The sequence below is a fragment of the Nitrobacter sp. JJSN genome (assembly GCF_051912485.1).
Taxonomy (GTDB): Bacteria; Pseudomonadota; Alphaproteobacteria; order Rhizobiales; family Xanthobacteraceae; genus Nitrobacter.
Window position 1 is genome coordinate 610,484 of the sequence record NZ_CP196822.1, and the last position, 22,397, is coordinate 632,880.

Annotated in this window: 20 protein-coding genes and 1 pseudogene; 11 read left to right on the plus strand and 10 right to left on the minus strand. The window is 58.3% G+C overall.

The annotated features are described in order from the left end of the window. Positions 1-567 precede the first annotated feature (567 nt). Positions 568-696 (minus strand): hypothetical protein, encoded by a 129-nt coding sequence (locus tag ACSZOQ_RS03210; RefSeq protein ID WP_439924594.1) that lies wholly within the window; start codon positions 694-696, stop codon positions 568-570. 467 nt (positions 697-1,163) lie between these two features. On the opposite strand from ACSZOQ_RS03210, the pseudogene ACSZOQ_RS03215 reads away from it, so the two are divergent. Next, positions 1,164-1,332: pseudogene (locus ACSZOQ_RS03215) on the plus strand (cold-shock protein); the annotation flags it as partial. Positions 1,333-1,465: 133 nt separating this feature from the next. Here ACSZOQ_RS03215 and ACSZOQ_RS03220 read toward each other — a convergent pair. The 5 genes from ACSZOQ_RS03220 to ACSZOQ_RS03240 all read right to left on the minus strand — a co-directional run bounded on the left by ACSZOQ_RS03220 (position 1,466) and on the right by ACSZOQ_RS03240 (position 8,027). Beyond that, a complete protein-coding gene (locus ACSZOQ_RS03220; RefSeq protein ID WP_439924595.1) occupies positions 1,466-1,594 on the minus strand; it encodes a hypothetical protein in 129 nt (42 codons plus the stop codon). A gap of 121 nt (positions 1,595-1,715) precedes the next feature. Then, on the minus strand, positions 1,716-2,630 hold the full coding sequence (locus ACSZOQ_RS03225; protein WP_439924596.1) for a hypothetical protein: 915 nt from the start codon (positions 2,628-2,630) through the stop codon (positions 1,716-1,718). 452 nt (positions 2,631-3,082) lie between these two features. After that, complete coding sequence (locus ACSZOQ_RS03230; protein WP_439924597.1) at positions 3,083-3,322, minus strand: hypothetical protein; 240 nt, start codon at positions 3,320-3,322, stop codon at positions 3,083-3,085. Between the two features lie 332 nt (positions 3,323-3,654). Further along, on the minus strand, positions 3,655-6,816 hold the full coding sequence (locus tag ACSZOQ_RS03235) for an efflux RND transporter permease subunit (RefSeq protein ID WP_439924598.1): 3,162 nt from the start codon (positions 6,814-6,816) through the stop codon (positions 3,655-3,657). Positions 6,817-6,824: 8 nt separating this feature from the next. Next, complete coding sequence (locus tag ACSZOQ_RS03240; RefSeq protein ID WP_439924599.1) at positions 6,825-8,027, minus strand: efflux RND transporter periplasmic adaptor subunit; 1,203 nt, start codon at positions 8,025-8,027, stop codon at positions 6,825-6,827. A 193-nt stretch (positions 8,028-8,220) separates the two neighbouring features. Here ACSZOQ_RS03240 and ACSZOQ_RS03245 point away from each other — a divergent pair, with 193 nt between their 5' ends. Further along, positions 8,221-9,009: a cysteine rich repeat-containing protein gene (locus tag ACSZOQ_RS03245; protein WP_439924600.1), complete on the plus strand. Its 789-nt coding sequence runs from the start codon at positions 8,221-8,223 to the stop codon at positions 9,007-9,009. 43 nt (positions 9,010-9,052) lie between these two features. On the opposite strand, the gene ACSZOQ_RS03250 is transcribed toward ACSZOQ_RS03245, so the two are convergent. Both ACSZOQ_RS03250 and ACSZOQ_RS03255 read right to left on the minus strand, forming a co-directional pair. Next, positions 9,053-9,409 (minus strand): hypothetical protein, encoded by a 357-nt coding sequence (locus tag ACSZOQ_RS03250; protein ID WP_439924601.1) that lies wholly within the window; start codon positions 9,407-9,409, stop codon positions 9,053-9,055. A 54-nt stretch (positions 9,410-9,463) separates the two neighbouring features. Beyond that, complete coding sequence (locus tag ACSZOQ_RS03255) at positions 9,464-9,904, minus strand: hypothetical protein (protein WP_439926175.1); 441 nt, start codon at positions 9,902-9,904, stop codon at positions 9,464-9,466. Here ACSZOQ_RS03255 and ACSZOQ_RS03260 point away from each other — a divergent pair. The 3 genes from ACSZOQ_RS03260 (at position 9,852) to ACSZOQ_RS03270 (ending at position 11,772) form a co-directional block, all read left to right on the plus strand. Then, positions 9,852-10,085, plus strand: a complete 234-nt coding sequence (locus ACSZOQ_RS03260) for a hypothetical protein (protein ID WP_439924602.1) — start codon at positions 9,852-9,854, stop codon at positions 10,083-10,085. The two genes, ACSZOQ_RS03255 and ACSZOQ_RS03260, sit on opposite strands and share 53 nt — an antisense overlap. Before the next feature lie 897 nt (positions 10,086-10,982). Beyond that, positions 10,983-11,330, plus strand: coding sequence for a hypothetical protein (locus ACSZOQ_RS03265; RefSeq protein ID WP_439924603.1), 348 nt, complete (start codon positions 10,983-10,985; stop codon positions 11,328-11,330). Positions 11,331-11,556: 226 nt separating this feature from the next. Continuing rightward, the gene (locus tag ACSZOQ_RS03270; RefSeq protein WP_439924483.1) at positions 11,557-11,772 is read left to right on the plus strand and encodes a hypothetical protein; all 216 of its coding nucleotides are present in this window, start codon (positions 11,557-11,559) and stop codon (positions 11,770-11,772) included. A 203-nt stretch (positions 11,773-11,975) separates the two neighbouring features. Here the strand turns inward: ACSZOQ_RS03270 and ACSZOQ_RS03275 are convergent, their stop codons facing one another. Further along, entirely contained in the window at positions 11,976-12,413 is a 438-nt protein-coding gene (locus tag ACSZOQ_RS03275) for a hypothetical protein (RefSeq protein WP_439924604.1), read from the minus strand. Positions 12,414-12,994: 581 nt separating this feature from the next. On the opposite strand from ACSZOQ_RS03275, the gene ACSZOQ_RS03280 reads away from it, so the two are divergent. The 6 genes from ACSZOQ_RS03280 to ACSZOQ_RS03305 all read left to right on the plus strand — a co-directional run bounded on the left by ACSZOQ_RS03280 (position 12,995) and on the right by ACSZOQ_RS03305 (position 21,188). Beyond that, on the plus strand, positions 12,995-14,146 hold the full coding sequence (locus tag ACSZOQ_RS03280; protein ID WP_439924605.1) for an MFS transporter: 1,152 nt from the start codon (positions 12,995-12,997) through the stop codon (positions 14,144-14,146). A gap of 110 nt (positions 14,147-14,256) precedes the next feature. Continuing rightward, positions 14,257-15,183 (plus strand): formylglycine-generating enzyme family protein, encoded by a 927-nt coding sequence (locus tag ACSZOQ_RS03285; protein WP_439924606.1) that lies wholly within the window; start codon positions 14,257-14,259, stop codon positions 15,181-15,183. 631 nt (positions 15,184-15,814) lie between these two features. Next, positions 15,815-17,182: a glutamine synthetase family protein gene (locus tag ACSZOQ_RS03290; RefSeq protein ID WP_439924607.1), complete on the plus strand. Its 1,368-nt coding sequence runs from the start codon at positions 15,815-15,817 to the stop codon at positions 17,180-17,182. 78 nt (positions 17,183-17,260) lie between these two features. Then, complete coding sequence (locus ACSZOQ_RS03295; protein WP_439924608.1) at positions 17,261-18,433, plus strand: iron-containing alcohol dehydrogenase; 1,173 nt, start codon at positions 17,261-17,263, stop codon at positions 18,431-18,433. A gap of 2 nt (positions 18,434-18,435) precedes the next feature. Then, positions 18,436-19,266, plus strand: coding sequence for a type 1 glutamine amidotransferase (locus ACSZOQ_RS03300; protein WP_439924609.1), 831 nt, complete (start codon positions 18,436-18,438; stop codon positions 19,264-19,266). Positions 19,267-19,565: 299 nt separating this feature from the next. Next, positions 19,566-21,188: an ABC-F family ATP-binding cassette domain-containing protein gene (locus ACSZOQ_RS03305; protein WP_439924610.1), complete on the plus strand. Its 1,623-nt coding sequence runs from the start codon at positions 19,566-19,568 to the stop codon at positions 21,186-21,188. 113 nt (positions 21,189-21,301) lie between these two features. Here the strand turns inward: ACSZOQ_RS03305 and ACSZOQ_RS03310 are convergent, their stop codons facing one another. Beyond that, entirely contained in the window at positions 21,302-22,180 is an 879-nt protein-coding gene (locus tag ACSZOQ_RS03310) for a LysR substrate-binding domain-containing protein (RefSeq protein ID WP_439925938.1), read from the minus strand. Positions 22,181-22,397 lie beyond the last annotated feature (217 nt).

Sequence of the window (22,397 nt, forward strand, 5' to 3'; positions counted from 1 at the left end):
CCCGAGCAAGTCCGCCAAGATGTCGCTGCCGCTGCGACACCGCTGTCCGCGACGTTGCTGTCGAAGATTGAAGCTGTGACCACACGGAAGCAATCTGGTGTTGCTCGCGCGTGATTTTCACTCTGGCGAATACGGTTGTACGATCCCCTTAAATAACAGACCGGTGGGCGAACGTCAGAAGCGGCGGCCCCGGGTCCGCGCGGCGGATCGCCAAACCGGCAGCCGGCAAAGCGCCGCCCCACCCCTTGGAGGTGTCGCCTCCGGCCCCATCAGATCAAATAGGGACAGAACCGTTTGAGATAGGAGAGGAAGCGCTCCGCCATCGATGGGTTGCGCTCGCTGTCCGAGTGAGGCCAGTGATAGTTGCCGTTTGCGTTGGCCATGGATCCTCCGGAATGGGTGAGGACATAGCGCTTTCAGTGAGCGCGTGTGCTTCTCGAGATTTATGCGCATAGCGCGGGAGCACATCAGTGGGAAAATTTCAGCCGCCGGCATTCACTGCGGGATCGATGCTGAATCGCAATCCCGCAGAACACCTTCAGGCGTCCCTTGCTTTCGGCGGGTTTCCTATTTCGGCTTGGATAGCCCGCCAGAGGCGACCAGTGCTTCCATGCGGGCTGCCTTAATGGCGATGTCGGTCAGATCCTCTCGGCGATAAACACCATCCGCTGCGGCCTTCAGAATCTGTTCCGCCATCAATGCCTTGTTGCGGAATCTGACTGGATTTGGGTGGCAGCATCATCAAGAGCTGCGCATAGTGTTCGGGTGAATTCCGGTGAGAATTGCGACATGCCACTCCTCCGTTTTCGCTTTTTGGTTTTAACTTTCTGATGCCCCATTCGTTATAGTTATATGAATATATTGTAGCCAACGCAGAGATGTCCATTCCTAAAGTGTCAGGCGCCGATCATGATTGTGGCGGCAATCGGGCTGCTTGTGCGTCCGCTAGCCGATGCCATGACCATACGAAATTCAGCTATACAATTTGAAGCACTTCGTGATATTTAATGGAATACGACGTGTGGAGAGGTTTCTCATCCGTCCGTATCCGCCGCAAGGCGGTAGTGACCAGTCCAAGTCGCTAACGTTCCCAAGCAGAACTTTCCGCGCTGTTCGCTTCGGCGGATGGCGCGGGTTTTCTTTATGATGATGCGGAGAAGAGAATGTCTACAGGTACGGTAAAGTGGTTTAACAGCCAAAAAGGCTTTGGGTTTATCCAGCCGGATGGTGGCGGCAATGACGTGTTCGTGCACATCAGCGCTGTTCAGCGCGCCCGGACTCAATGGCCTTGGAGAAGGTCAAAAGGTATCGTTCGAAGCCAAGACCGACGAGGCGCAGAACATCTGTCACTCGATGCGTATACGCTATCAGTCATCAGAATTGCCAACGGACTGGAGTGTCGCAACGGGCATATTTGCGCCGTCGCTATCGATATATTCATATTTCTATATCGAAGAAACCACAGTCAGATAAAGCTGGCAAGCCTGTGATGCTTGCGGAGCACGTACGGCTTTTGCGGGAGCATGAATAGCCGGCGGTCTGTATGGAAGCTGACGCTGCCGCTGTCGGAGTGGCGTTGGTCGGCGCCGATCATGACCCACTCCGATCGGCTTTTCGATTGTCTTTCTGGCGTTACTGCGGACACCTGCGGTGATCTGAACCCCACCGCCGATTCACAGTATGTGATCTTCTTGCTGCTGTTCTTCGCCGCGTTGTTATTGCACCGGCATCGGTGGCCGGGGAGAGCTGTCGTCGCCCGGCTGCGGCAGAACTCGCGCGGCGGCGGATACCGGGGCTTGCGACGGGACGTAGGCGTCGCGTTGTATCGGTCCTTGCGGGTGCATCTGCCTTGTGGTCGCCGGTGGCGGCGAAGAGGAGGGACTGTATGGAATTGCCGGTGGAGTTGACGCGCGTTGTCGCTGTGGCAGCGCAGGCTTTGCCTGATGTTGCGCGGGCTTTGGGTGTGATTCGCGCTCTGCGGCCATCGCGGTCTCTCGGCGTAGCTGCTGTTCATTGGTTTTCAGCTCATCGACTGCGTGTTTCAGCGCGGCGATATCTCTCGCCATTGCTTCGAGTAACTGCGCAGTTTCGGCTGAAGGCGCGGCTAGGGTCGGTGGGGCTTGCGTCGAGGTCGTGACCGGATCCACCGACGGTGTTGATGGCTCGGGTGTTACCGTCGCGGCTTTTTGCGCGGGTTCTTCGGCAGTTGGTTCAGGCGCGGCTGCTCGAGCTGCTGTGTCCTGCGGTTCATCTGCCGTGGCGCCTTGTACAAAGGCAGGAGCCTCCATTAAAAGTTGCGGTATCAGGCGCGAAAGTTTCTGTTTCGTCTCTTCACCATAGGAATGCCAGGCCGTCGTTGCGGCAACGCCGGCACAAAGGGCCAACAGCACTTTTAAGATACCGCGATTAGATCGCGCGCGGGGGATTGTTTTGAGGAGTGCGTCGACGTTGTTGTTCACCGGAGCAGCCTGGGACAACGATACGCCTTCGGGCTGAGATGCCTCCGTCGATGCGTACATCTCTTTAGTTTGAGACGTCTCATGGTTGATCCGCGGCGCCAGGTCACGAAGCTGCGCGGCGATAGCGTCGTGCGGATCTGTCTGAGCGCCAGCAGGTTGCAATTTGAACAATATAGGAGTTCCGAATTTGTTGCATGTGTAAAGAGGCCCTGCGCTTTGACCTCAGCAAGGCAGTAAGATGAAAAGTGTAAGGCAGGGGAACTGATGATAACGGCCGCATGCCAGGAGGGCCTCATCCTGATCACTCACGATGCCAAGGTCGCCGCCGCGGCTGATGTATCCATCGTCAAGACGATCGTTCCAGAGATCTGCCGCAACGATAGTTCAGCATCTGCCAACTGGGGTTGGAGTCGGGCTGTGCGACAAACGCGCTCAATAGCCGAGCATCCTGCTAGGCGGGCAGAAGCAGGTATCAGGCGTGCTGCCGCACCGATCGACTGTTCTCCCACCGGCAGACAATGAAAGCCTATGGTACTTTAGCCTGATAGCCGTTGCCGGGGACTATCTTCGGCTGAGCTTGAGAAGGGTGAGCGCCCCAAGCGTTGACCTGAGGCGCTCACAATTTACTCGCAGATGTCGATCGTGCGCGGCCCCAGGTCCGTGAACACGGTACGATAGCAGGAATCCCCGACATACCCGGCGCGGAAGAACCGGCCGCCATGGAAGTGATGTCCGAAGTGACGTTCACCAAAATGGCCGCCGAAGTGACCGCTGTGACCACCATGACCGCCGAAGCCATGAGCGGAGGCAGGAGCGACGAGGGATACAACAGCTACGAGAGCGATAGCAAGTTTGCGAAACATGTCTGATCTCCTTGGGTTGAAGTGATCAGAGGTGTACGGCCTCGCCAGGCAAATGAATGTGATTAAGGTCACGCAGTGAACCGTAGGCCAATTATGATGATGCAAAATCGGAGGCACGGTGGATGCAGCCAGTCCATTGTCGAAGGCTCCATCAGGATGCTCTTGAGGCCGAGGAGGTGGCGATCCAACTCGCATTTCCGTAAGCAAAAGGACTGCCGCAATTTCCGTGGAGGGACACGGTTCGGCGCGCGTGTGACTTGGGCGCGACTGCAGGCGCCAACGGTCATCGCGGGAGCAGGGGAGACAGATGCCCACTTCAGGCAGGGTTTTTCTCAAGGCGCGGCCGGAGCGACGGATCGTTTAGCTGTTTTTCTTTCCTTGCGCTCCTGAAGCCAGTTTTCAAAGCGCCGAACGATGACAAAGAACGTTGGAACGAAGAGAACCGCCAGGCAAGTAGAGGCGATCATGCCGCTGAAAACAGTGATGCCGATCGACTTGCGGGCGCTCGCGCCGGCTCCGCTTGCAAAAACCAACGGCACCACACCGAGAATGAAAGCGAACGATGTCATCAGGATCGGCCGGAATCGCGCTCTCGCTGCCTCGACTGCTGATTCGAGAAGCGGTTTGCCGTCGCGGACATTGAGTTCGAGCGCAACTTCGACAATCAGAATGGCGTTTTTGGCCGACAGGGCAATCAACAGGATCAGCCCGATCTGAGTATAAAGATTGTTCTCGATCCGCAGACCCGTGAGGACCGCCATGGGACCGAGCAGGGAAAGCGGCACGGCCAGGATGACAGCGACCGGCGCGAACCAGCTTTCGTATTGTCCCGCCAGCACGAGATACACCAGCAGCATCGCGAGGCCGAACACATAGTACATCTGATTGCCGACGGCCTTCTCTTGATACGACATCGCCGTCCACTCGTAACCAGTGCCTGGCGGCAGCGTCTTTTCAGCAATCTGTTCCATCAGCGCGATCGATTGACCGGAACTGTAACCCTGCGATGGAAGGCCGACGACGGTCGCAGAAGGGTAAAGATTGTAAAGACTGATGAGCGAGGGTCCCACCGTCGGCGTGATTCTCGCGAGCGTGCCGAGCGGTATCATCGCGCCTTGCTGATTACGCACCGTCAGATTCTCAATATCCTTCGTGGTCAGCCGGAATTGTGAATCCGCCTGGGCGTATATTTGAAAGGTGCGGCCGAATTTGTTGAACTGATTGACGTAGGACGAACCGAGATACGACGTCAGCGCCGAAAATACCTGATCGGTGGTAATATGGAGGGTCTGGGTCTTGATCCTGTCCACCTCAACATCGAACTGCGGCACCATGGAGCGGAATGACGAACTGACGCGCTGAAGGGCGCTCTGGGTCTGCGCGTTGGCCACCACGGCGTGAGTGATAGCCTGTAGTTTGCCGAAGTCGGAATTGCCGTCGCGCAGTTGGATCTGCAGCGCGAAACCGGCAGCGTTTCCGATACCTTGGATCGGCGGGGGCGGGAGCACGATGATCCGCGCTTCGGGAATCGCATCCAGCTTCTGGTTAAGTCCGACAACGAGGGATCGTAGATCCTCTCCGGCGCCTCGCATATCCCAGTCCTTCAGGATGATGTATGCGACACCGGCATTGGCAAGGCTCGAACTGCTGTCGAGCGCCGATATTCCGGCAATGCTGATAATCTGTGCCACACCGGGAGTTTTGCCAGCCATGTCGCTGACCTGATCCAGCACGCGCTGGGTACGGTCGAGCGATGCGCCGTCGGGCAACTGCACCGCGGCGAGCAGGTAGCCTTGGTCCTCGATGGGAATAAAGCCCGTCGGCACCCGTGACAGGCCATATCCGCCGACGCCTATCAGGATCAGCGCAAAAACGATCGACAGGCTACTATGCGCGACCATGCGCTCGATCAGCGCCGCATAACGTTTCTCGATCCGGTCGTAAACCGAGTTGAAGCCGCGATAGAACCAATTTCGTTGTTGCGGCGGGACCGGACGTCGGAGCCACAAGGCGCATTGCGTTGGTTTCAGAGTCGCGGCATTGACAGCGCTGATCAACGCGGTCGCGGCGATCACGAGCGCGAACTGCGCATACATGCGGCCGGTTAATCCCGGAAGAAACGCGGCCGGCAGGAATACCGATACCAGAACCAACGTGATCCCAATGATTGGCGCGAACAACTGGTCCATCGCCTTGATAGCGGCATCGTGGCCGGACATGCCTTGTTCGATGTTGTGGGCAGCGCCTTCGACCACGACGATGGCGTCGTCAACCACAATTCCGATAGCCAGCACGATCGCAAACAGCGTCGACAGGTTTATGGTGAAGCCGAGTGCCGCCATTGCGGCGAATGCGCCGATGATGGTGACGGGTACCGTCGTCGCCGGGACCAGCATGGCTCGCCAGTCCTGCAGAAAAACGAGAATGACAATGAGAACGAGAAAGCCGGCCTCGATCAGCGTCTTGTAAACTTCATTGATCGACGCTGAGACGAACTTGGTCGTATCGAACGGAATGTTGAACTTTACATCCTGTGGAAATCCAGCCGCCAGCGCGGCCATTTTTGTTTTGACCGCTTTTTCGACTTCGAGCGCATTTGCGCCAGGCGATTGGAATACGCCGATGCCGGTGGCCGGCTTCTTGTCGAGAGAGAAAACCTGGCTGTATGTCTGAGCTCCAAGTTCAACGCGCCCTACGTCGCGCACCCGCGTGACGTCGCCGTTGCTGCCGGTCTTGACAATGATATCTTCGAATTCGACCGTGTCGTCCAGCCGCCCGTTGACGTTCAGCGTATACTGGAAATCTTGTCCTACCGGTGTCGGCGGCATTCCAACCTGACCTGCGGTGACCTGCTGGCTTTGCTGCTGGACAGCCTGAATGACGTCCTGCGGCATCAGACCGAGCGCCTGCAGCTTGTTCGGATCGAGCCAGACGCGCATCGAATACTGACCCGCGCCGAACACCGTCACGTTGCCCACGCCGGGCAGCCTGGATAGCTCATCCCGTATGTTAATGGTCGCGTAGTTGCTCAGATAAAGGCTGTCATAAGTGGCGTTCGGCGATGTCAGCGTCACGAACAAGAGGATTGCCGTTGATCGCTTCTGTACCGTCACTCCCTGGCTCTGAACCGATTGTGGGAGAGCCGAAAGTGCGCTGGAAACCCGGTTCTGGACCAAAACTTGCGCGAAGTTGAGATCGGTGCCGATCTTGAACGTCACGGTCAGTGTATAGGTGCCGTCGGCGCCGCTATAGGATTGCATATAGAGCATTCCCTCGACCCCGTTCACCTGCTGCTCAATTGGCAGCGCCACGGTATCGATCACGATCTTGGCGCTGGCGCCGGGATAGCGCGTGGTGACCTGCACTGTCGGAGGCACCACGTCGGGATATTGCGCCACGCTCAGATTGAACAGAGCGACCGTGCCGATCAGCACCATCAGGATCGCGATGACGTTGGAACGAACGGGCCGTTCGATGAAGAATTTCGAAATCATGGCCGACCCTAGTTTGCGGAGGCCCGCGGCTGTTCTATTTTCTGCGACTGCGGATCGACCTTCTGGCCGGGAATGGCGCGGAGCAGGCCCGCGATGACGACGCGGTCGTCCGCTTTCAGGCCGTTCTCGATCACGCGGAGATCGCCTTCCAGAGGCCCGGTCAGGACTTTTCTCTGCTCGACAACATTCCCGCTGTTGACCACAAGCACATATCGTCCCGCCTGGTCGCTGCCCAATGCGATATCGGGAATCAGCAACGCGTCTTTCTGCTGCTCAAGTGGAACGCGGACCCGGACGTAATAACCGGGCAGCAAGACGCGATCGGCGTTCGGCAGAATGCCGCGAACCGCCAGCGTCCCCGTCGCCTGATTGAGAGTCGGCGAGGCGTAGTCCAACTTGCCCTTGTGCGGATAGCCGCTTTCGGTCTGCAGCCCGACCTCGATGGGCGTTTCCCTGAGGTCCTTCGCGGTGAGCCCTTGCTGCGCGGCGGCCGCCCTTACGCGCAGGACGTCTTGCTCATTGACGTTGAAGTTTACGTAGATGGGATCGAACTGGACTATGGTCGCGAGTTGCGTTGGCGATGACGCGCCGACGAGTTCGCCAACCGAAACGAGATGCGCGCTTACGATGCCGTCGAACGGCGCGAGCACGTTGGTGTATCCATAGTTCACCGCCGCGATCTTGGTATTGACCTGAGCCTGTTGCAGATTGGCTTGCGCATTGTCGCGGGACGACGTCGATTGATCGACGGTCGCTTGCGAAACGACCTGCCTGGTCACGAGACTCGATTGGCGCTTTAAGTCGGCGTCGGCCTGTTTCAGCGATGCCTGTGCGCCGGCTTCGGCGGCCTGGGCCTGTTCGAGTTTCAGTTTGTAGGTTTCAGGTTCGATCGTGAACAGGGTCGTCCCCTGTTTTACGAACGTGCCGTCGGCGTAATTGATCGACTGAAGGACGCCCTGTACCCGCGCCACGAGATCGACGGTTTGGATCGGCGCGGTGTTGCCGGTGGCGGTGAGATAACGTGTGATGCTGCGCCGTACCGGAAGGCTGACATCCACCTTGGGTGGCGGAGGCGGCACAAAACTATTCTGTTCGCAAGCGGTTAGCGCGAACAGTGAAAACGTGATCAGAGAAATTCGAGCTGCACTCGACGCGTTGCGTCTCGTCGCGTCGGGAAGCTTGATGTATCTCGCCGGAAACGTGGGCTTCATTCCCGTGCCCCATCATAATACTTGCAGCAAAATGTTCTGGTTCAAAAACAGACCCCTATGAGTAGCAACAATCTGCTTGCGGTGGAACTCAAAAAAGAAAATGATGGGGGTTGGCGGAAATTGTGACGAACTGTTTTGAAGCGTTAATTCCATCGGGCAATGCCCGAGCGACGATAGACAAGGAGTCATTTGAATGAGCACCACGTTCGGACGTGCGCTGGGCCAATGGATTTTCACGGCAGCAATCGGCCTTGTCATTGCGGGGCCGGCGTTCTCGCAGCAACCAACAGACGAGCAGCGTAATGCAATTCGGTCCGCTTGCCGGGCGGACTATGAGGCGAATTGCGCCAGCGTACCGCCCGGTGGCGCTGCATCCCTGCAATGTTTGCAGAAGAATATGTCAAAGCTCTCGGCTTCCTGTCAGCGAGCAGTAGTCGCCGTCGAGCCTGCTGCCGCGCCCAAAGCAGAGGTCGCTCCGGCTGCCGCTCCGCCAGCTTCCGCGCCAGCGAACGCCTCGGCTTCCGCTGCTCCCAAGGCGGCGGCGAGTGCGCCGGCAACGCAGCCGACTGATGCGCAGGTTGCCGCCATGCGCAGTGCCTGCCGTTCCGACTACCAAAGGAATTGCGCCAGCGTGCCGACTGGTGGTCCCGCTGCGCTGAGCTGTCTCGAAAAGAACAGGTCGAAGCTGTCCGCGGGCTGCCAGAAGGCCGTCAGCGCAGTCGGTGGCGGTGCCGCTGCAGCGGGAACGGCGACCAGCAGCCCGGCTGCCGCGATGCCTGCTGCTGCACCCGCATTGGTGTTACGGCCAGTGCGGCCACGCGAAGAGTTGTTTGTGGTGAGATCGGCATGTGGACGTGATGTGCGCGCATTGTGCGCAGGCATTGCCCCTGGTGGCGGCCGCATCGTGCAATGTCTGGCTGTGAAGTCGGCTTCGCTGTCACCCGCCTGCAGGGATGTTCTGGCTCAATTTGCGGCGCAATGAGCGTTGTCAGCGCGCCACGATCTGTAAAGTTATGGACGGTGCGTTATTCGCTGCGAAATGCTAGGATCAATTCAATCAGTCTGACGCTCAGGATCAGGTAGCATATTGACATGATGACCTGATAGCCGACATGCCAGCTCACTTTCGCCAATTTGTAGAGGCCATCGAAAAAATTCAAAATCAGAAGAATGATACCAAATAGTTCGACGCCGCGGCCGATAAGATCATGACGTAAATAGCCGAACAGGAGTACCGCCGAATCGAGACTGGAGACATGAGCGCCTGCCGATATGATCAACGTCGCGACGATCATTTTCTCGACGTGACTGAAGATTTCCTTTGAAGCCTGTTCGATATTCTCGGCGTAAAACGTGAGCCATTTGCTTTTGAAGTTTTGCATGATCCACTCTCGGGAGAATCTGTGTCCATTAATGGCAATCGTCGTTCCGGAGTTTTAGTACAGCCATTCTGCGATCAGGAAGCAATAATCTCCGATCGCGCTGCGGCGACAGCCATTGAAGCAAGGTGAGTCTGGTTCTTGTATTTTTAAAAAAGGAGTTTGCAGATGATACGCGCCGCACTGATAGCTAGCCTTCTTTGTATTTCCGGTACCGCGTTCGCGCAGGAGCTCACCTCCGAGCAACGAAGTGCATGCATGGGTGACTACGAAAAGTTCTGCAAAGGCGTCGCTCCGGGTGGAGGCAGAATTATCGTTTGTCTTTCCAAATCGAGCAACAAGCTCACTGCTGATTGCAGGAAAGTCCTGACTGCCGCGGAGAAAAAGTAGGTTGTGAATTCGATCCGTTCGGTCGTCCCTTAACCCACAAACATGAGGGCTGAATATGCGTTCATTGTTGCTTGTTGCCGCCGTTGCTGTTTCTTTCGGAGCGCTCATTGCTGAAACGACAGACGCGAATGCGGTTGTTTGCGCCCGTGGTGTCTATCGCGCGGGCTGCGCAGGAGCCAGAGGAGCGGCCGTCGTGCGCCGTCCGGTAGTCGTTGCTCCGGTGGTGCGTCCGGCTCGGGTCTGCCGAACCGTGTGGGTGAACGGTGTGCGCGTGCGCCGCTGCGGATAGCGCAAATTCGGGCTTCGAAAGCGACAAAGCTGCTGAGGGGAGTTGTTCGCTCCCCACGGCTAGCGCGCGGAGCATCGAATTCTTGCAAGGTAGAAATAGAAAAAAGGCCCGCCGTTGGCGGGGCTTTTTGACCCTGGTTTTGTGAGCGGCTGTCTCCGTTCGTGGATGTATCCGTTTTCGGCCGCTCGCTCTGATTCAGAAATTCCCGTTCCTGGCAGGGTTCCCTTCAGCTCAGAATAACGGCCTGCGGCCGGACCGTCGCGCTGATCCCGGCGCGTGATACTGGTCCCGGGATGATGCCAGTCGAACTGTCGTTGCGAACGGACGGGTTGGCATGAGGAGGGGTGTTTGTTTTAGCACCTCGATCGCTTCGCCGGATTGAACCTCGCCCGAATGGTCCGCTGCTTCGGTGATCTGCCCTGGCAAGCTTCCGGGATACGAAGGACAATCCTTCAGAAGGCGCTGATTTTTGGAGCAAGTGTCGCAAGCCGCTGAAGCGGAGCGCTGCACTATGCGAGGACAAGATTGCGTTTGATCGCGTTGATTGTCGTACGACGGCGTGCGCGCGGATAACACTTCAACACGCCAGTCTCAAACGACACTCACGCAACGCCCCCACCACCAAAGATGATTGGTGAGGCTGCGAACAACAAAAATACAGGGTTGGTACGTTCGGTCGTTGTTCCGAGGAACATAACTAAAGCGTGGGAAATTCGAGCTTCATATACTGTTTCGACCACTCGGGCGGTGCATTGCGTAGTTCCGAAAATCTCGCACGGATATCGCCGCGGCGTGAGGCACGGTTTTCTCCGCCGAGAAGGCCGCATTATTGGGGCCCTTGAACCGAACGTCTGCTCTCCACACTAACAAAACAGTTAGTAGTGTGGAGAAACGATCATGTTGATTCGAAACAGCTTAAAATTAGCTGCTCTCCTTTCCTTCGTTGTTGCTATGCCTCAGCTTGCGAACGCACTGCCGAAACAAGGCAGCGGCGGAAGATGTAGTTGCATGTGCATTGCACCGAGCGGCGTGAATGGTGGGTCACTTGTAAGCATCAACACTTATAACTCCCAAGGTTATTCGTGCGGCGCTTTCGAGGGTAAAACCTGTAACTTGGATAATCCTTATACCGGCGGGGTTTCCACTGGCTCTTTGATCGGTTGCGAGAACGCAACGAAAAAGTCCGGGCGTCCGTCGATTCTCGTTTCGCCTTGGGGAGGAGTGGAGAAGTTGCAGCGGCGCTGAACCGTAATGATCGAACTAGACAAAGCTCTCTCTAATGCCAGTCCCGCATTATCTGGTCCGGGCTGGTCTCTCGGCCGGCTGGACTCGTCTCGGTGGTAGAGCGGTAGCTTCTTTCGCTATAGGCAGTCGCTTATTATTACCCCGATCCGAATAATTTTAGGCGTTAGTGAAAATTGATCTCAGTACTTCTTAGCTATTGTCCAGGCGTCGGCGGAGATTTGTTACGATGCCCGCGTTGCTCGAAGATCACGGATTGCCCCTTGTTCAACTGAAGGAGCGGCGCCGCGACTTGATTGTCGCGCTGATGGGACAACATGGCCCGCTGTCGGAACAACAGATTGCGGAAATCGCTTCCATCCAAAGTGCAATCGCTGCCTTTGAGGCGGTTCTCGACGACCTGGATGCTGAGGCCGAAGTCGCGTTACGAGACCGTGCGGCATAGTGGTAGCCGCCAACGGATCGGGGCCATCCTTAGCCGATGTCTCAGGATCGCAAGTCGGCCGCCGATCGCCACATCGAGTCGTCTTGTTCGGTGGCCATCGCCCGATTGTGAATCAAAAATCAATCTGCCGGAGATTCACGCTAGTGATCCGCGCCATTGATCGCCCATGATTAGTGCTAGTCACCGGCCCCACGACTAATAGACTAACCCTGCTCGCTGCTACGCTGCGGTGGTTGAGGATTATTTGCGGGATTCGTATCGTACTTGGATATTCGCGCAATGAGCCCGCTTGTGGCGAGCGGTTGCAAATCGGACTCCAAGCTGTCAGCGATCTCCTTAGTATAGACCTCACTGTTGTCCACATAGAGCGTAAAGGATTTCAAATATTTTTTCTTCTTTTCCAAGTCCTCGATCGTTGCCTTGGTCCAGTGATAAAGCGGATAGCCTTCGACGCCGCGCTCTTCTGCTACGGTGACATACTCCGAAAAGGCGTCGAACTGAGATTTCGGCGTGGCATGATGTCTGGCGAGGACATCGAAGAGCTGTGCCAGCGCCGGTTCTTGCACTTTTCTTCGTATTGATTCCGCGAGGGCGGAATCGTTTACATCGAATCTAACCTGATACCGCCACTGAGGAACCATGCTACTCTCGCTCTCTGATCACGCCCCTCGCTGCAAAGCCTAATGCTCGCTCATAACGGTGTCCAGTAAGGAACGGCTGCCGAGGGGAGCCTGCTTTCGTCTGACGTCACACGACGGCATCACGCATCTACTCAATCACCCAGCGATCCACGCTGCTCGATCGCGAAGGGTACGTCCATCTCGGAAGCGCACCGGCAATCGCACGCGGATCATCGTCGCCGATGATTGAGGGTCGGATCGAGGCTATGGGTCCGCGTTGACGATGTGGATGTGCTGCCAGCGGCCCGCGCTCTCGTGGCCTGTCAGAAATTGGTAGACGCGAAAGTTGCTGAGAGATACTCTGTAAACTAGTTAACCTGAAGACTAAAAGCCGCCTGTGACTCGCCGGGCGTATTGCTCGCGCGTCACAAGGCATAAGCAGAGCTGAGCTTCGTGTTGATGCAAGTGCGGTCTCTTTGAGTCTGGGAGCAGGCGTGGAAAATCCAGTTATCGCGGCTGATGCGACGGTCGAGCCCTCGGGGAACTCCAGGGTTTTATGGATATCGTCCCTGGCGTTTGCGCTCGGTTTTGCGGTTTGGGGAATGTTTGCCGCGCTCGCCCCTTTTCTAATTAAGTGGTACGATTTCAGCGCGACCCAGGTGCTTGTCCTGACGGCGATGGAGCCCTTTTTCGCGGCGGCGGTCAGCATCCCGCTCGGCATCTTGGCGGACAAGTACGGCGGCCGGAGCGTTTTCACGCTTCTGCTTCTGAGTATCACCCTTCCCCTGTTTTTCGGGTACTTCGCACAAGGCTATTACACCTTTCTGCTAGTGGGAACGCTGCTCGGACTCGGAGGCGCCACCTTCGTGGTCGGCAACGCTCATGTATCGTCGTGGTACCCCAAATCGAAGCAGGGTACGGCGCTTGGCATCTTTGGTATGGGCAATGTCGGAATCACCGTTGGCATGGTGACCGTCACTTTCCTGATAACCGGTGTCCTGAGCGGCCCGGATAGCTGGCGCCTGATATTCCCAATCTTCGGCGTTGCAACACTGTTGATGGCTCTGGTCTATTGGTTCTTTACGTCCGATCCGCCGAACAGAAAGCTCAAGAAGACGTCGCTGCGTGAAATCGTCGCCGTGTACCGTTCGGGCGTGGTGGTGTGGCTAGTGCCGTACCTTTACTGGGTCTCTTTTGGCACCCTTACCTTCTTCGCGTCGGCGATGTCGATCTATCTGCTCGATCAGTGGCATGTGGATGCCATTCAAGCGTCTATGGTGTACACTCCGCCATTGGTGATCTGTGTCGCGGCCACCCGACCGCTGGGCGGCTGGCTGGCCGACCGGTCAGATACATTTAGAATCCTGAGCTGGCTGTTTGGCATTATGGTCGTTCTGGCCCTGCTTATGGCCATGCAGATTTCGCTGCCTCTCGTGCTGTTTGCCATGTATGGACTTGCGCTGCTGTCCGGTGCCGCCGCGGCAGCGGTCATCAAGCTGATTCCGATGTACTTTGTGCATGTCGGTGCGGTCAGCGGACTGGCCAAGGCCGCCGGCGCGGCCTGTGGCTTCACCATGACGATCATCCTGGCCACCAGCAAGCAACTTTTGGGCGGCTACACCCTGGGCTTTGCCATCTGGGCGCTGATGAACGTCGCCGCGTTCTACATCGTGCTTTCGCGGGTCGGTTTCAGGGATACAAAACCGCTCACTGAACCGAGTGGGACTAAGGAGATTCTTACGTCCAGCGCGTGATCGATCGACGCTCGCCGCGAAAGACGCTAATGGTGGGCATTCCGGAGCCTTCCGCTCTTGCTATTCTCTGCTCTTAACCAGCTTCCTGCCCTCGCTGACGGATGTATTTCATGTCCTCTATCGCTGAGTTCCCGGAATTCATCGGCTACGAAGTCGGTCGGCGGTGGCGCGCTGCGCCAGTGCTGACATCGTTGATTGGGCTATGCGTGCTTGCAGCCGCAATCATCGCCTCGGTGACACCCGCCTCGGCTCAGACTGCGCCGCTACAGCCTTCGCGGGAGGGGGAGCTGAAGCCGAAGGACACGTTTAAGGAATGTCCGAAATGCCCGGAGATGGTGGTGGTGCCGGCCGGGAGCTTTATGATGGGATCACCGGCGAACGAGCCGGAGCGTTCTGCCGAGGAAGGCCCGCAACATAAGGTCACGATTGCTCGACCGTTTGCAGTGGGCCGGTTTGAGGTGACCTTCGAGGAATGGGATGCGTGCGCGGCCGGTGGCGGCTGCAACGGCTACAGGCCCTCCGATGAAGGCTGGGGCGGTGGCCGTCGACCCGTGGTCAACGTTTCGTGGGACGATGCCAAGGTATACATCGCTTGGCTGTCGAAAAAGACCGGCAAGCCGTATCGGCTGCTCTCGGGAGCCGAATACGAGTATGCGACGCGCGCCGGCACGCAGACGACCTATGCTTGGGGCGACGACGTGGGCACGAACAATGCCAACTGCCATTCCTGCGGCAGCCAATGGGACGCCAGGCAAACCGCTCCGGTCGGCTCGTTTGCGGCTAACGGGTTCGGTCTCTACGACATGGAGGGCAATGTCAGGGAGTGGACGGAGGATTGCTACCACGACACCTACAACGGCTCGCCGACGGATGGCTCCGCTTGGATTGAGGGCGGTAATTGTTATCACCGTGTCGTGCGCGGCGGATCCTTTCTCCTTGCTCCCGCCTTCCTCCGCTCTGCGAGCCGCTACTGGTTCACCTCCGACTATCGGCTCAGGTATCTTGGTTTTCGGGTGGCTCGGACGCTTGCACCTTAAAGCTTGTTCCCCATCAGAGCCATTTCGAGCTGCCTACGCGAAGGCGGAACGCAATAAGCCACTCTACGACAAGCGACTCCACCGGAGCTTGTCATTGCGGCCCCCGGAACCACAGCGGGTTGGTGGTGGTGTACCGAAAACCTATCTCAGTTGATGATGCGACGGCATCGCCTAAGCTGGTGGAATGATGGGACTGTTCTGTTTCGTTCTGGCCGTCCTGGCTTCGCCGCTCAAGTCGAACTTGAGGCTGAGAACGCGATGCTTCGACATCAGTTGATTGTCTTGAGGCGCAGGCTGCATGGTCGCGTCCTGATCGGATCGATCCGGCGTGAGTGTGTGGACCACATCATTGTCCTGGGCGAGGTCCATCTGCGTCGAGTGCTGCAATCCTACGCCAACTATTACAATAGCGTCAGAACACATCGACCCCTGAACAAGGATGCGCCGGTTTCTCGCCTGGTTCAGCGAGCCGGTGTGATCAGGTCACGCGCCATCCTGGGCGGACTTCATCATCGCTACGCACGTGTTAAGTTTTAGTACACACAGGACATGTTCGTCACGGCGTGTGAAGATGTGATCTGCCCGGTCTGACCAACGCTCATCCGCCGCCACGCCAACCGAGATCCAGTCCATGGATGCGAGAAACGTACAGACTGCTGAAGATGCCCGTGCGCTGATCGAAGCGCGCCATCTGTCCCACGTCAAGCTCGGCGTGGTCGATCTCGACGGCGTCATCCGCGGCAAATATCTGGCGCGGGACAAGTTTTTCAACGCGCTCGAATCGGGTTTCAAGTTCTGCGATGTGATCTTCGGTTGGGACTCCAGTGACCAGCTCTATGACAAGTCGACCTTCACCGGCTGGCACACCGCATTTCCAGATGCGACCGCCCGCATTGATCCCGCCACCTGTCGCGAATTGCCGACCGAGCCGGGCATGCTGTTCTTTCTCGGCGAGTTTGATGACGCGGCAGCGCAGATCTGCCCGCGGCGACTTCTGAAGCGCGTGATCGATCGGGCGACCAAGATGGGATTTGCCGCCACGGTCGCTGCGGAATTCGAGTTCTTCGTCTTCGACGAGACACCGCACAGCATCAGGGAGAAGAACTTTCGCGATCTGAAAAACCTCACGCCCGGCTGGTTCGGCTATTCCGTACTGCGTTCGTCGGTCGAGGCGGATCTCCATCGCGGGCTGCTCGCGCTATGCGACGAGATGGACATTCCGCTGGAAAGCTTTCACACCGAAACGGGGCCTGGCGTGCTGGAAGCCGCCATCCAGTACACGGATGCGCTTGCCGCCGCCGACCGCGCGGTCCTGTTCAAGACCTTCTCCAAGGTATGGGCCGAACGTCAGGGCAAGATGGTGACGTTCATGGCCAAATGGTCGAGTGCCTATCCTGGCCAGTCCGGCCATTTGCATTTGTCGCTGCGCGGTGCCGATGGCAAGCCGGCATTCCACGAAAGCGGCCGTCCGGGCTACATGTCTGACACCATGCGTCATTTCGTCGGAGGCCAGCAGGCGCTTCTGCCTGAACTTCTGGCCATGGTCGCATCGACCGTGAACAGCTATTCGCGACTGATCCCGGGTTTCTGGGCTCCGACCGACGCCACCTGGGGCATCGAAAATCGCACATGCGCCTTGCGCGTGATACCGGGATCGCCGTCGAGCCAGCGCGTCGAATACCGAATCGCCGCTGCCGACATCAATCCATATCTGGCCATCGCCGCCGCGCTCGGCTCGGGGCTCTGGGGCATCGAGCACAAGATCGAGCCTGATGAGCCGATCACCGGTAATGCCTATGACATGAAGCATGCAGCTGCCCGCGCGTTGCCGCGTACATTGTCGGAGGCTGCGGATCGGCTCGCCGGATCTGCCATTGCCCGAGAATTATTCGGCAAGCTCTTCGTCGAGCATTTTGCCATGACACGGCAATGGGAGGAGCGTGAATTCCGCAAGGCGATCACCGATTGGGAACTTGCCCGCTATTTTGAGATCATCTGAAACCCGACGCTTCCAAGAGTGACATCGTGAACGATTGGTCCAAATCATATCGTCTTCGAGTGGAGCATTGAGCTGTCCATGCGCGTTGAAATCACTGGAGCCTGGAATTTTCCGACGCGCGTCGTTGCGGGACCCGGGCGCATCGCCGAGTTGCCGGATCTCTGCCGGGCTCATGGCATTACCCGGCCATTGCTTGTCACGGATGCAGGACTCGCCAAGTCTGACATGATCGCGAGCATTGCACGGCGCGTGCGCGACGCTGGAATCCCGATCAGCATCTTCTCCGATGTCAAAGGCAATCCGGTCGAGTCCAACCTGACGGCCGGCGTTGTGGCGTTCAAGCAGGGTGGTCACGACGGTGTTGTCGCGGTCGGCGGCGGCTCGGCACTCGACGTCGGCAAGTGCGTGGCGTTCATGGTGGCCCAGTCGCGGCCGGTCTTTGATTTCGAGGATGTCGGCGACTGGTGGACACGGGCCAACACCGACGGCGTCGCCCCCATCATCGCGGTGCCTACCACCGCCGGCACCGGCTCCGAGGTCGGGCGCGCCGGCGTGATCACCCGCGAAGACACGCACGAAAAGAAAATCATCTTTCACCCCTTGATGATGCCGAAGGTCGCCGTCGAGGACCCGGAGCTTGCGGTCGGCCTGCCGCCGTTCCTGACCATGGCGACGGGCATGGATGCGCTGGCGCACTGCTTCGAGGCCTATTGTGTGAAAGCCTTTCATCCGCTCGCCGACGGCGTGGCGTTGGAGGGCATCAAGATCGTCGACACCTATTTGCCACGCGCCGTCGCTGACGGCAGCGATCTGGAAGCTCGCGCCTACATGTTCGCAGCAGCGTCGATGGGAGCCACGGCTTTTCAGAAAGGGCTCGGCGCGATCCATTCGGTGTCGCACCCCGTCGGCGCACGATACGATACGCACCATGGTCTCACCAACGGCGTCCTCTTCCCCTACGTAATGGTGTGCAACAGGAAAGCCATCGCTGACAAGATCCCGCACATTGCTCGCGCACTCGATCTGCCGGGCCGTGATTTCGATGCTGTGCTGAACTGGATTATGTCCTTGCGGAAGAATCTTGGGGTACCGCACACGCTGGCGGAGCTCGGCGTCAAGGAAGCAGATGCCAAAACGATTGCGAGGGATGCAGTCAAGGATCCGACCGCTGGCGCCAATCCCCGGTCACTGACCGAAGCCGAGTTCGAGCAACTCACGCTGGCCGCGATCCGCGGTGACCTCGGGAGATAGGCTTGCTGCGGTTATTGGTTCTTGAGGGCAACTCTCCACCCGGCCGCCGCCGGATTGCGCAAACTGCGGGTGCGACTCCGGGGGAGAGCTACGCCGATCTACTCCGGACCCTGGCCCCCCAGGCGGCGGTCGATATTTATCTTGGAGCTGACGAAAGCGCTTCGCTGCCTCAGCCAATCGATGCCTATCATGGCGTTGCCATCACCGGCTCGTCGCTCAACATCTACCAGCACGAAGCCGAGTCGATGCGGCAGATCGAGTTTGTCCGCGAGGTCTTTGCTCGCGGGATTCCGATGTTCGGGTCTTGCTGGGGATTGCAGCTTGCGGCGGTGGCGGCAGGAGGGGAGGTTGGGCTCAATCCCGCAGGTCGGGAAGTGGCATTCGCTCGCAAGATCACGCTGACCACGGAGGGGCACCTGCATCCAATGCATGCGCGTCGCGCCGCGGCATTCGACGCGCCGGCCATCCACAGCGATATCGTTACCCGCCTTCCGGCGAACACCGTCATCACGGCACGAAATGCGATCAGTGAGGTGCAGGCAGCGGAGATCCGCTGCGGGCGGGGCGTATTTTGGGGCGTGCAGTATCATCCTGAATATCGCCTGCACGACGTAGCCTCCGTGATCCGTCGTTACGGCCAGACCCTGGTCGACGAGGGCTTTTTCGCTGATCTTGCCGAACTCGAACGATATGCCGCCGACCTGTCCGCGCTCGAAGCAAACCCGAAGCGGCATGACATCGCATGGCGTCTCGGACTGGACGCAGATATCGTTAGTGACGCGATACGCCAGACCGAGCTTGCGAACTGGGTCTCCTTTCTGGAGTGCAAATGAAAACCCTAACGATCTCCTCGCAACTTTCGCAGCGATCGATCGGGCAACCGACGACGGCGAGGTCTGCCGCCTAGAACCACGTTCAAGCGGGTGCCTTCAACCGGCAAAACCGGACTCGGCATTTCCGAGATTGCCCCCTGCAGCGGACATTGCCGCCACTTGTATTAGCTCTCAAGTGCGCTGGGTCGATCTTGCCAGCGATTTGTCAGGCCGGATGAACCCAGGTTCCGCAGGGGGCTTCCACTTGCCGGCCACATGGACTAAGAGACCGCAACCGTTCTTTCCCCCAAAATAATCGCATGATCCGTCTCGATAACGTCAGCAAGCAAGCCGGCCACCAGATCCTTTTCATTGAAGCGTCCGCTGCGCTCAACAAGGGTGAGAAAATCGGCCTCGTCGGTCCGAACGGGGCCGGCAAGACCACGCTGTTCCGGATGATCACAGGCCAGGAACTGCCCGACGAAGGGCAGGTCTCGATCGATCGCGGCATCACCATCGGCTATTTCAGCCAGGACGTCGGCGAGATGTCCGGTCGCAATGCCGTGGCGGAGGTGATGGATGGAGCGGGACCCGTCAGTGTGGTCGCCGCCGAACTCCGCGAACTCGAGGCTGCGATGGCCGACCCGGATCGCGCCGACGAGATGGAGGAAATCATCGCGCGCTACGGCGAGGTGCAGCATCGTTTCGAGGAGCTTGACGGCTATGCGCTCGATGGCCGGGCGCGCGAGGCACTGTCAGGTCTCGGGTTTAGCCAGGAGATGATGGAGGGCGACGTCGGCGCGCTCTCTGGCGGATGGAAAATGCGCGTGGCGCTGGCGCGTATCCTCCTGATGCGCCCCGATGTCATGCTGCTCGACGAGCCGAGCAACCATCTCGATCTCGAAAGCCTGATCTGGCTCGAACATTTCCTTCGGGGTTATGAAGGCACGCTGCTGATGACCTCGCACGATCGCGAGTTCATCAACCGCGTGATCGCCAAGGTCATCGAGATCGACTCTGGCTCGCTGACCACCTATTCCGGCAACTACGAGTTCTATGAGCAGCAGCGGGCGCTGAACGAGAAGCAGCAGCAGGCTCAGTTCGAGCGCCAGCAGGCGATGCTTGCCAAGGAGATCAAGTTCATCGAGCGTTTCAAGGCGCGTGCCTCGCACGCGGCGCAGGTCCAGAGCCGGGTGAAGAAGCTCGACAAGATCGAGCGGGTGGAGCCGCCGCGGCGCCGCCAGACGGTCGCCTTCGATTTTCCGCCGGCACCGCGCTCCGGCGAGGATGTCGTCGCCTTGAAGAACATCCACAAGGGGTATGGCAGCAAGCGGATCTATGGCGGGTTCGATTTCATGATCCGCCGGCGCGAGCGCTGGTGCGTGATGGGCATCAACGGCGCCGGCAAGTCGACGCTGCTCAAGCTGGTGGCCGGTGCGAGCGAGCCCGACGCGGGCACGGTGGCGGTCGGGGGCAGCGTCAAGATGGGCTATTTTGCCCAGCACGCCATGGATCTGCTCGACGGCGACCACACGGTGTTCCAGTCGCTGGAAGACGCGTTTCCGACCGCGGGGCAGGGTAACCTGCGCGCACTCGCCGGCTGCTTTGGCTTTTCCGGCGACGACGTTGAGAAGCGGTGCCGGGTGTTGTCGGGCGGAGAGAAGGCGCGGCTGGGGATGGCGAAGATGCTGTTCGATCCGCCGAATTTCCTGGTGCTAGACGAGCCGACCAACCATCTCGATCTTGCGACCAAGGAGATGCTGATCACGGCACTCTCGGATTTCGAGGGCACCATGCTGTTCGTCTCGCACGACCGACATTTCCTCAACGTCCTCTCCAATCGCGTGTTGGAGCTGACGCCCGAGGGCATCCACCAGTATGGCGGCGGCTACACCGAATACGTCGCGCGCACCGGCCAGGAAGCGCCGGGGCTGCGCAGCTAGCGCGGCGGCAGAGGGATTTTCGACGTTTTCAACACAATCGCCGCAAAGCAGACGTTCCATAACGTGCGATGCGCGAATCCGGCGTGTAGTAGCAAGTCAGGATAATGGCGATCTCAGATCTGGAACGATGCGAGCAACGCTTTCTGTGCCTGACTGGCATAACGTTCCTTGTGTCGCAAAACAAAGAAGGAGCGTCGCGGGAGTTCGATCTTGACGCGATGAAGCGTTCTGGCTGCCAGCGATTGTGCCACAACGAGATCCGATATCGCGGTCGCGCAATCGCCCGACTCGACGGCCACGCGCACGGCCTCGTTCGCCGGCAGCTCGAGCCTGATTGTAAGGTCCGAGATCTTTAGCCCAAATTTTTTAAGCGTAGCCTCGAACATCGATCGGGTGCCGGAGCCGGGCTCCCGCAAGATCCAGCCCGTAGCTGTCAGGCTTTTCGGCGCAATCCTGGTCTGACCCGCCCAGGGATGCTTCATACCGACCACGACGATCAACGAGTCTCCCTGAATTTTCCGAACGGCCAGCAAAGGGTCGCTCGTCTCGCCTTCGACAAACCCGAAGTCTGCAACGCCGTCATGGACGGCTTGAGCCACCTGTTCCGTGTTCGCGATCGTAATTTGAAGGTCGATGCCAGGATGGGCCGTTTGAAATTGTTGGATGCGCGCGGGCAACCAGTAATTCGCTACCGTCTGGCTGGCCGCGATTGTCAACGATCCACGTTTTAGACCGGCCAGATCATTCAGCACTTGTTCCGCCGCTTTGGCGCGGGCCACGACGCCACGCGCTTCGTAAAGGAAATCGCGCCCTGTTTGTGTCAGCACGATGCCACGTCCGACCCGATCGAACAGCTTTATGCCATGACGCGTTTCGAGCGACGCAATGGCGGCGCTTGTTGCCGATTGCGTCAAATTCAACTCGCCTGCGGCTTGCGTGACGTGTTGCTTTTCCGCGACCGCAATGAAGATGCGCAATTGTTCCAGTGTCATGAAGCGTATCCGGAGAGATTTGCCTATAGAGCAATACAGCAGATTATTATGACTATATAAATCGGTTTTATAGATCAATTGGTTGGCTATACGCCTCGACGATGGGCAGCAGCCGTTCTCGGCCGGCGCCTGCCAGAAGGGTCAGGCGTGTGCGCTGGTCGTCATCATATAGGCGCTGCGCAGCAGCCCATGGCGTCGCTCGCGACTAGTCAAAGCA

What these genes read in the sequence shown, in the direction of transcription:
- ACSZOQ_RS03275 (WP_439924604.1), bottom strand. Translation starts at nt 12,413, where the DNA reads ATGGTTCCTCAGTGGCGGTATCAGGTTAGATTCGATGTAAACGATTCC.
- ACSZOQ_RS03290 (WP_439924607.1), top strand. Translation starts at nt 15,815, where the DNA reads ATGGATGCGAGAAACGTACAGACTGCTGAAGATGCCCGTGCGCTGATC.
- ACSZOQ_RS03230 (WP_439924597.1), bottom strand. Translation starts at nt 3,322, where the DNA reads ATGTTTCGCAAACTTGCTATCGCTCTCGTAGCTGTTGTATCCCTCGTC.
- ACSZOQ_RS03305 (WP_439924610.1), top strand. Translation starts at nt 19,566, where the DNA reads ATGATCCGTCTCGATAACGTCAGCAAGCAAGCCGGCCACCAGATCCTT.
- ACSZOQ_RS03265 (WP_439924603.1), top strand. Translation starts at nt 10,983, where the DNA reads ATGTTGATTCGAAACAGCTTAAAATTAGCTGCTCTCCTTTCCTTCGTT.
- ACSZOQ_RS03270 (WP_439924483.1), top strand. Translation starts at nt 11,557, where the DNA reads ATGCCCGCGTTGCTCGAAGATCACGGATTGCCCCTTGTTCAACTGAAG.
- ACSZOQ_RS03240 (WP_439924599.1), bottom strand. Translation starts at nt 8,027, where the DNA reads ATGAAGCCCACGTTTCCGGCGAGATACATCAAGCTTCCCGACGCGACG.
- ACSZOQ_RS03310 (WP_439925938.1), bottom strand. Translation starts at nt 22,180, where the DNA reads ATGACACTGGAACAATTGCGCATCTTCATTGCGGTCGCGGAAAAGCAA.
- ACSZOQ_RS03220 (WP_439924595.1), bottom strand. Translation starts at nt 1,594, where the DNA reads ATGATCGGCGCCGACCAACGCCACTCCGACAGCGGCAGCGTCAGCTTC.
- ACSZOQ_RS03255 (WP_439926175.1), bottom strand. Translation starts at nt 9,904, where the DNA reads ATGAGCGCTCCGAAAGAAACAGCAACGGCGGCAACAAGCAACAATGAA.
- ACSZOQ_RS03260 (WP_439924602.1), top strand. Translation starts at nt 9,852, where the DNA reads ATGCGTTCATTGTTGCTTGTTGCCGCCGTTGCTGTTTCTTTCGGAGCG.
- ACSZOQ_RS03285 (WP_439924606.1), top strand. Translation starts at nt 14,257, where the DNA reads ATGTCCTCTATCGCTGAGTTCCCGGAATTCATCGGCTACGAAGTCGGT.
- ACSZOQ_RS03210 (WP_439924594.1), bottom strand. Translation starts at nt 696, where the DNA reads ATGGCGGAACAGATTCTGAAGGCCGCAGCGGATGGTGTTTATCGCCGA.
- ACSZOQ_RS03295 (WP_439924608.1), top strand. Translation starts at nt 17,261, where the DNA reads ATGCGCGTTGAAATCACTGGAGCCTGGAATTTTCCGACGCGCGTCGTT.
- ACSZOQ_RS03280 (WP_439924605.1), top strand. Translation starts at nt 12,995, where the DNA reads ATGTTTGCCGCGCTCGCCCCTTTTCTAATTAAGTGGTACGATTTCAGC.
- ACSZOQ_RS03250 (WP_439924601.1), bottom strand. Translation starts at nt 9,409, where the DNA reads ATGCAAAACTTCAAAAGCAAATGGCTCACGTTTTACGCCGAGAATATC.
- ACSZOQ_RS03245 (WP_439924600.1), top strand. Translation starts at nt 8,221, where the DNA reads ATGAGCACCACGTTCGGACGTGCGCTGGGCCAATGGATTTTCACGGCA.
- ACSZOQ_RS03235 (WP_439924598.1), bottom strand. Translation starts at nt 6,816, where the DNA reads ATGATTTCGAAATTCTTCATCGAACGGCCCGTTCGTTCCAACGTCATC.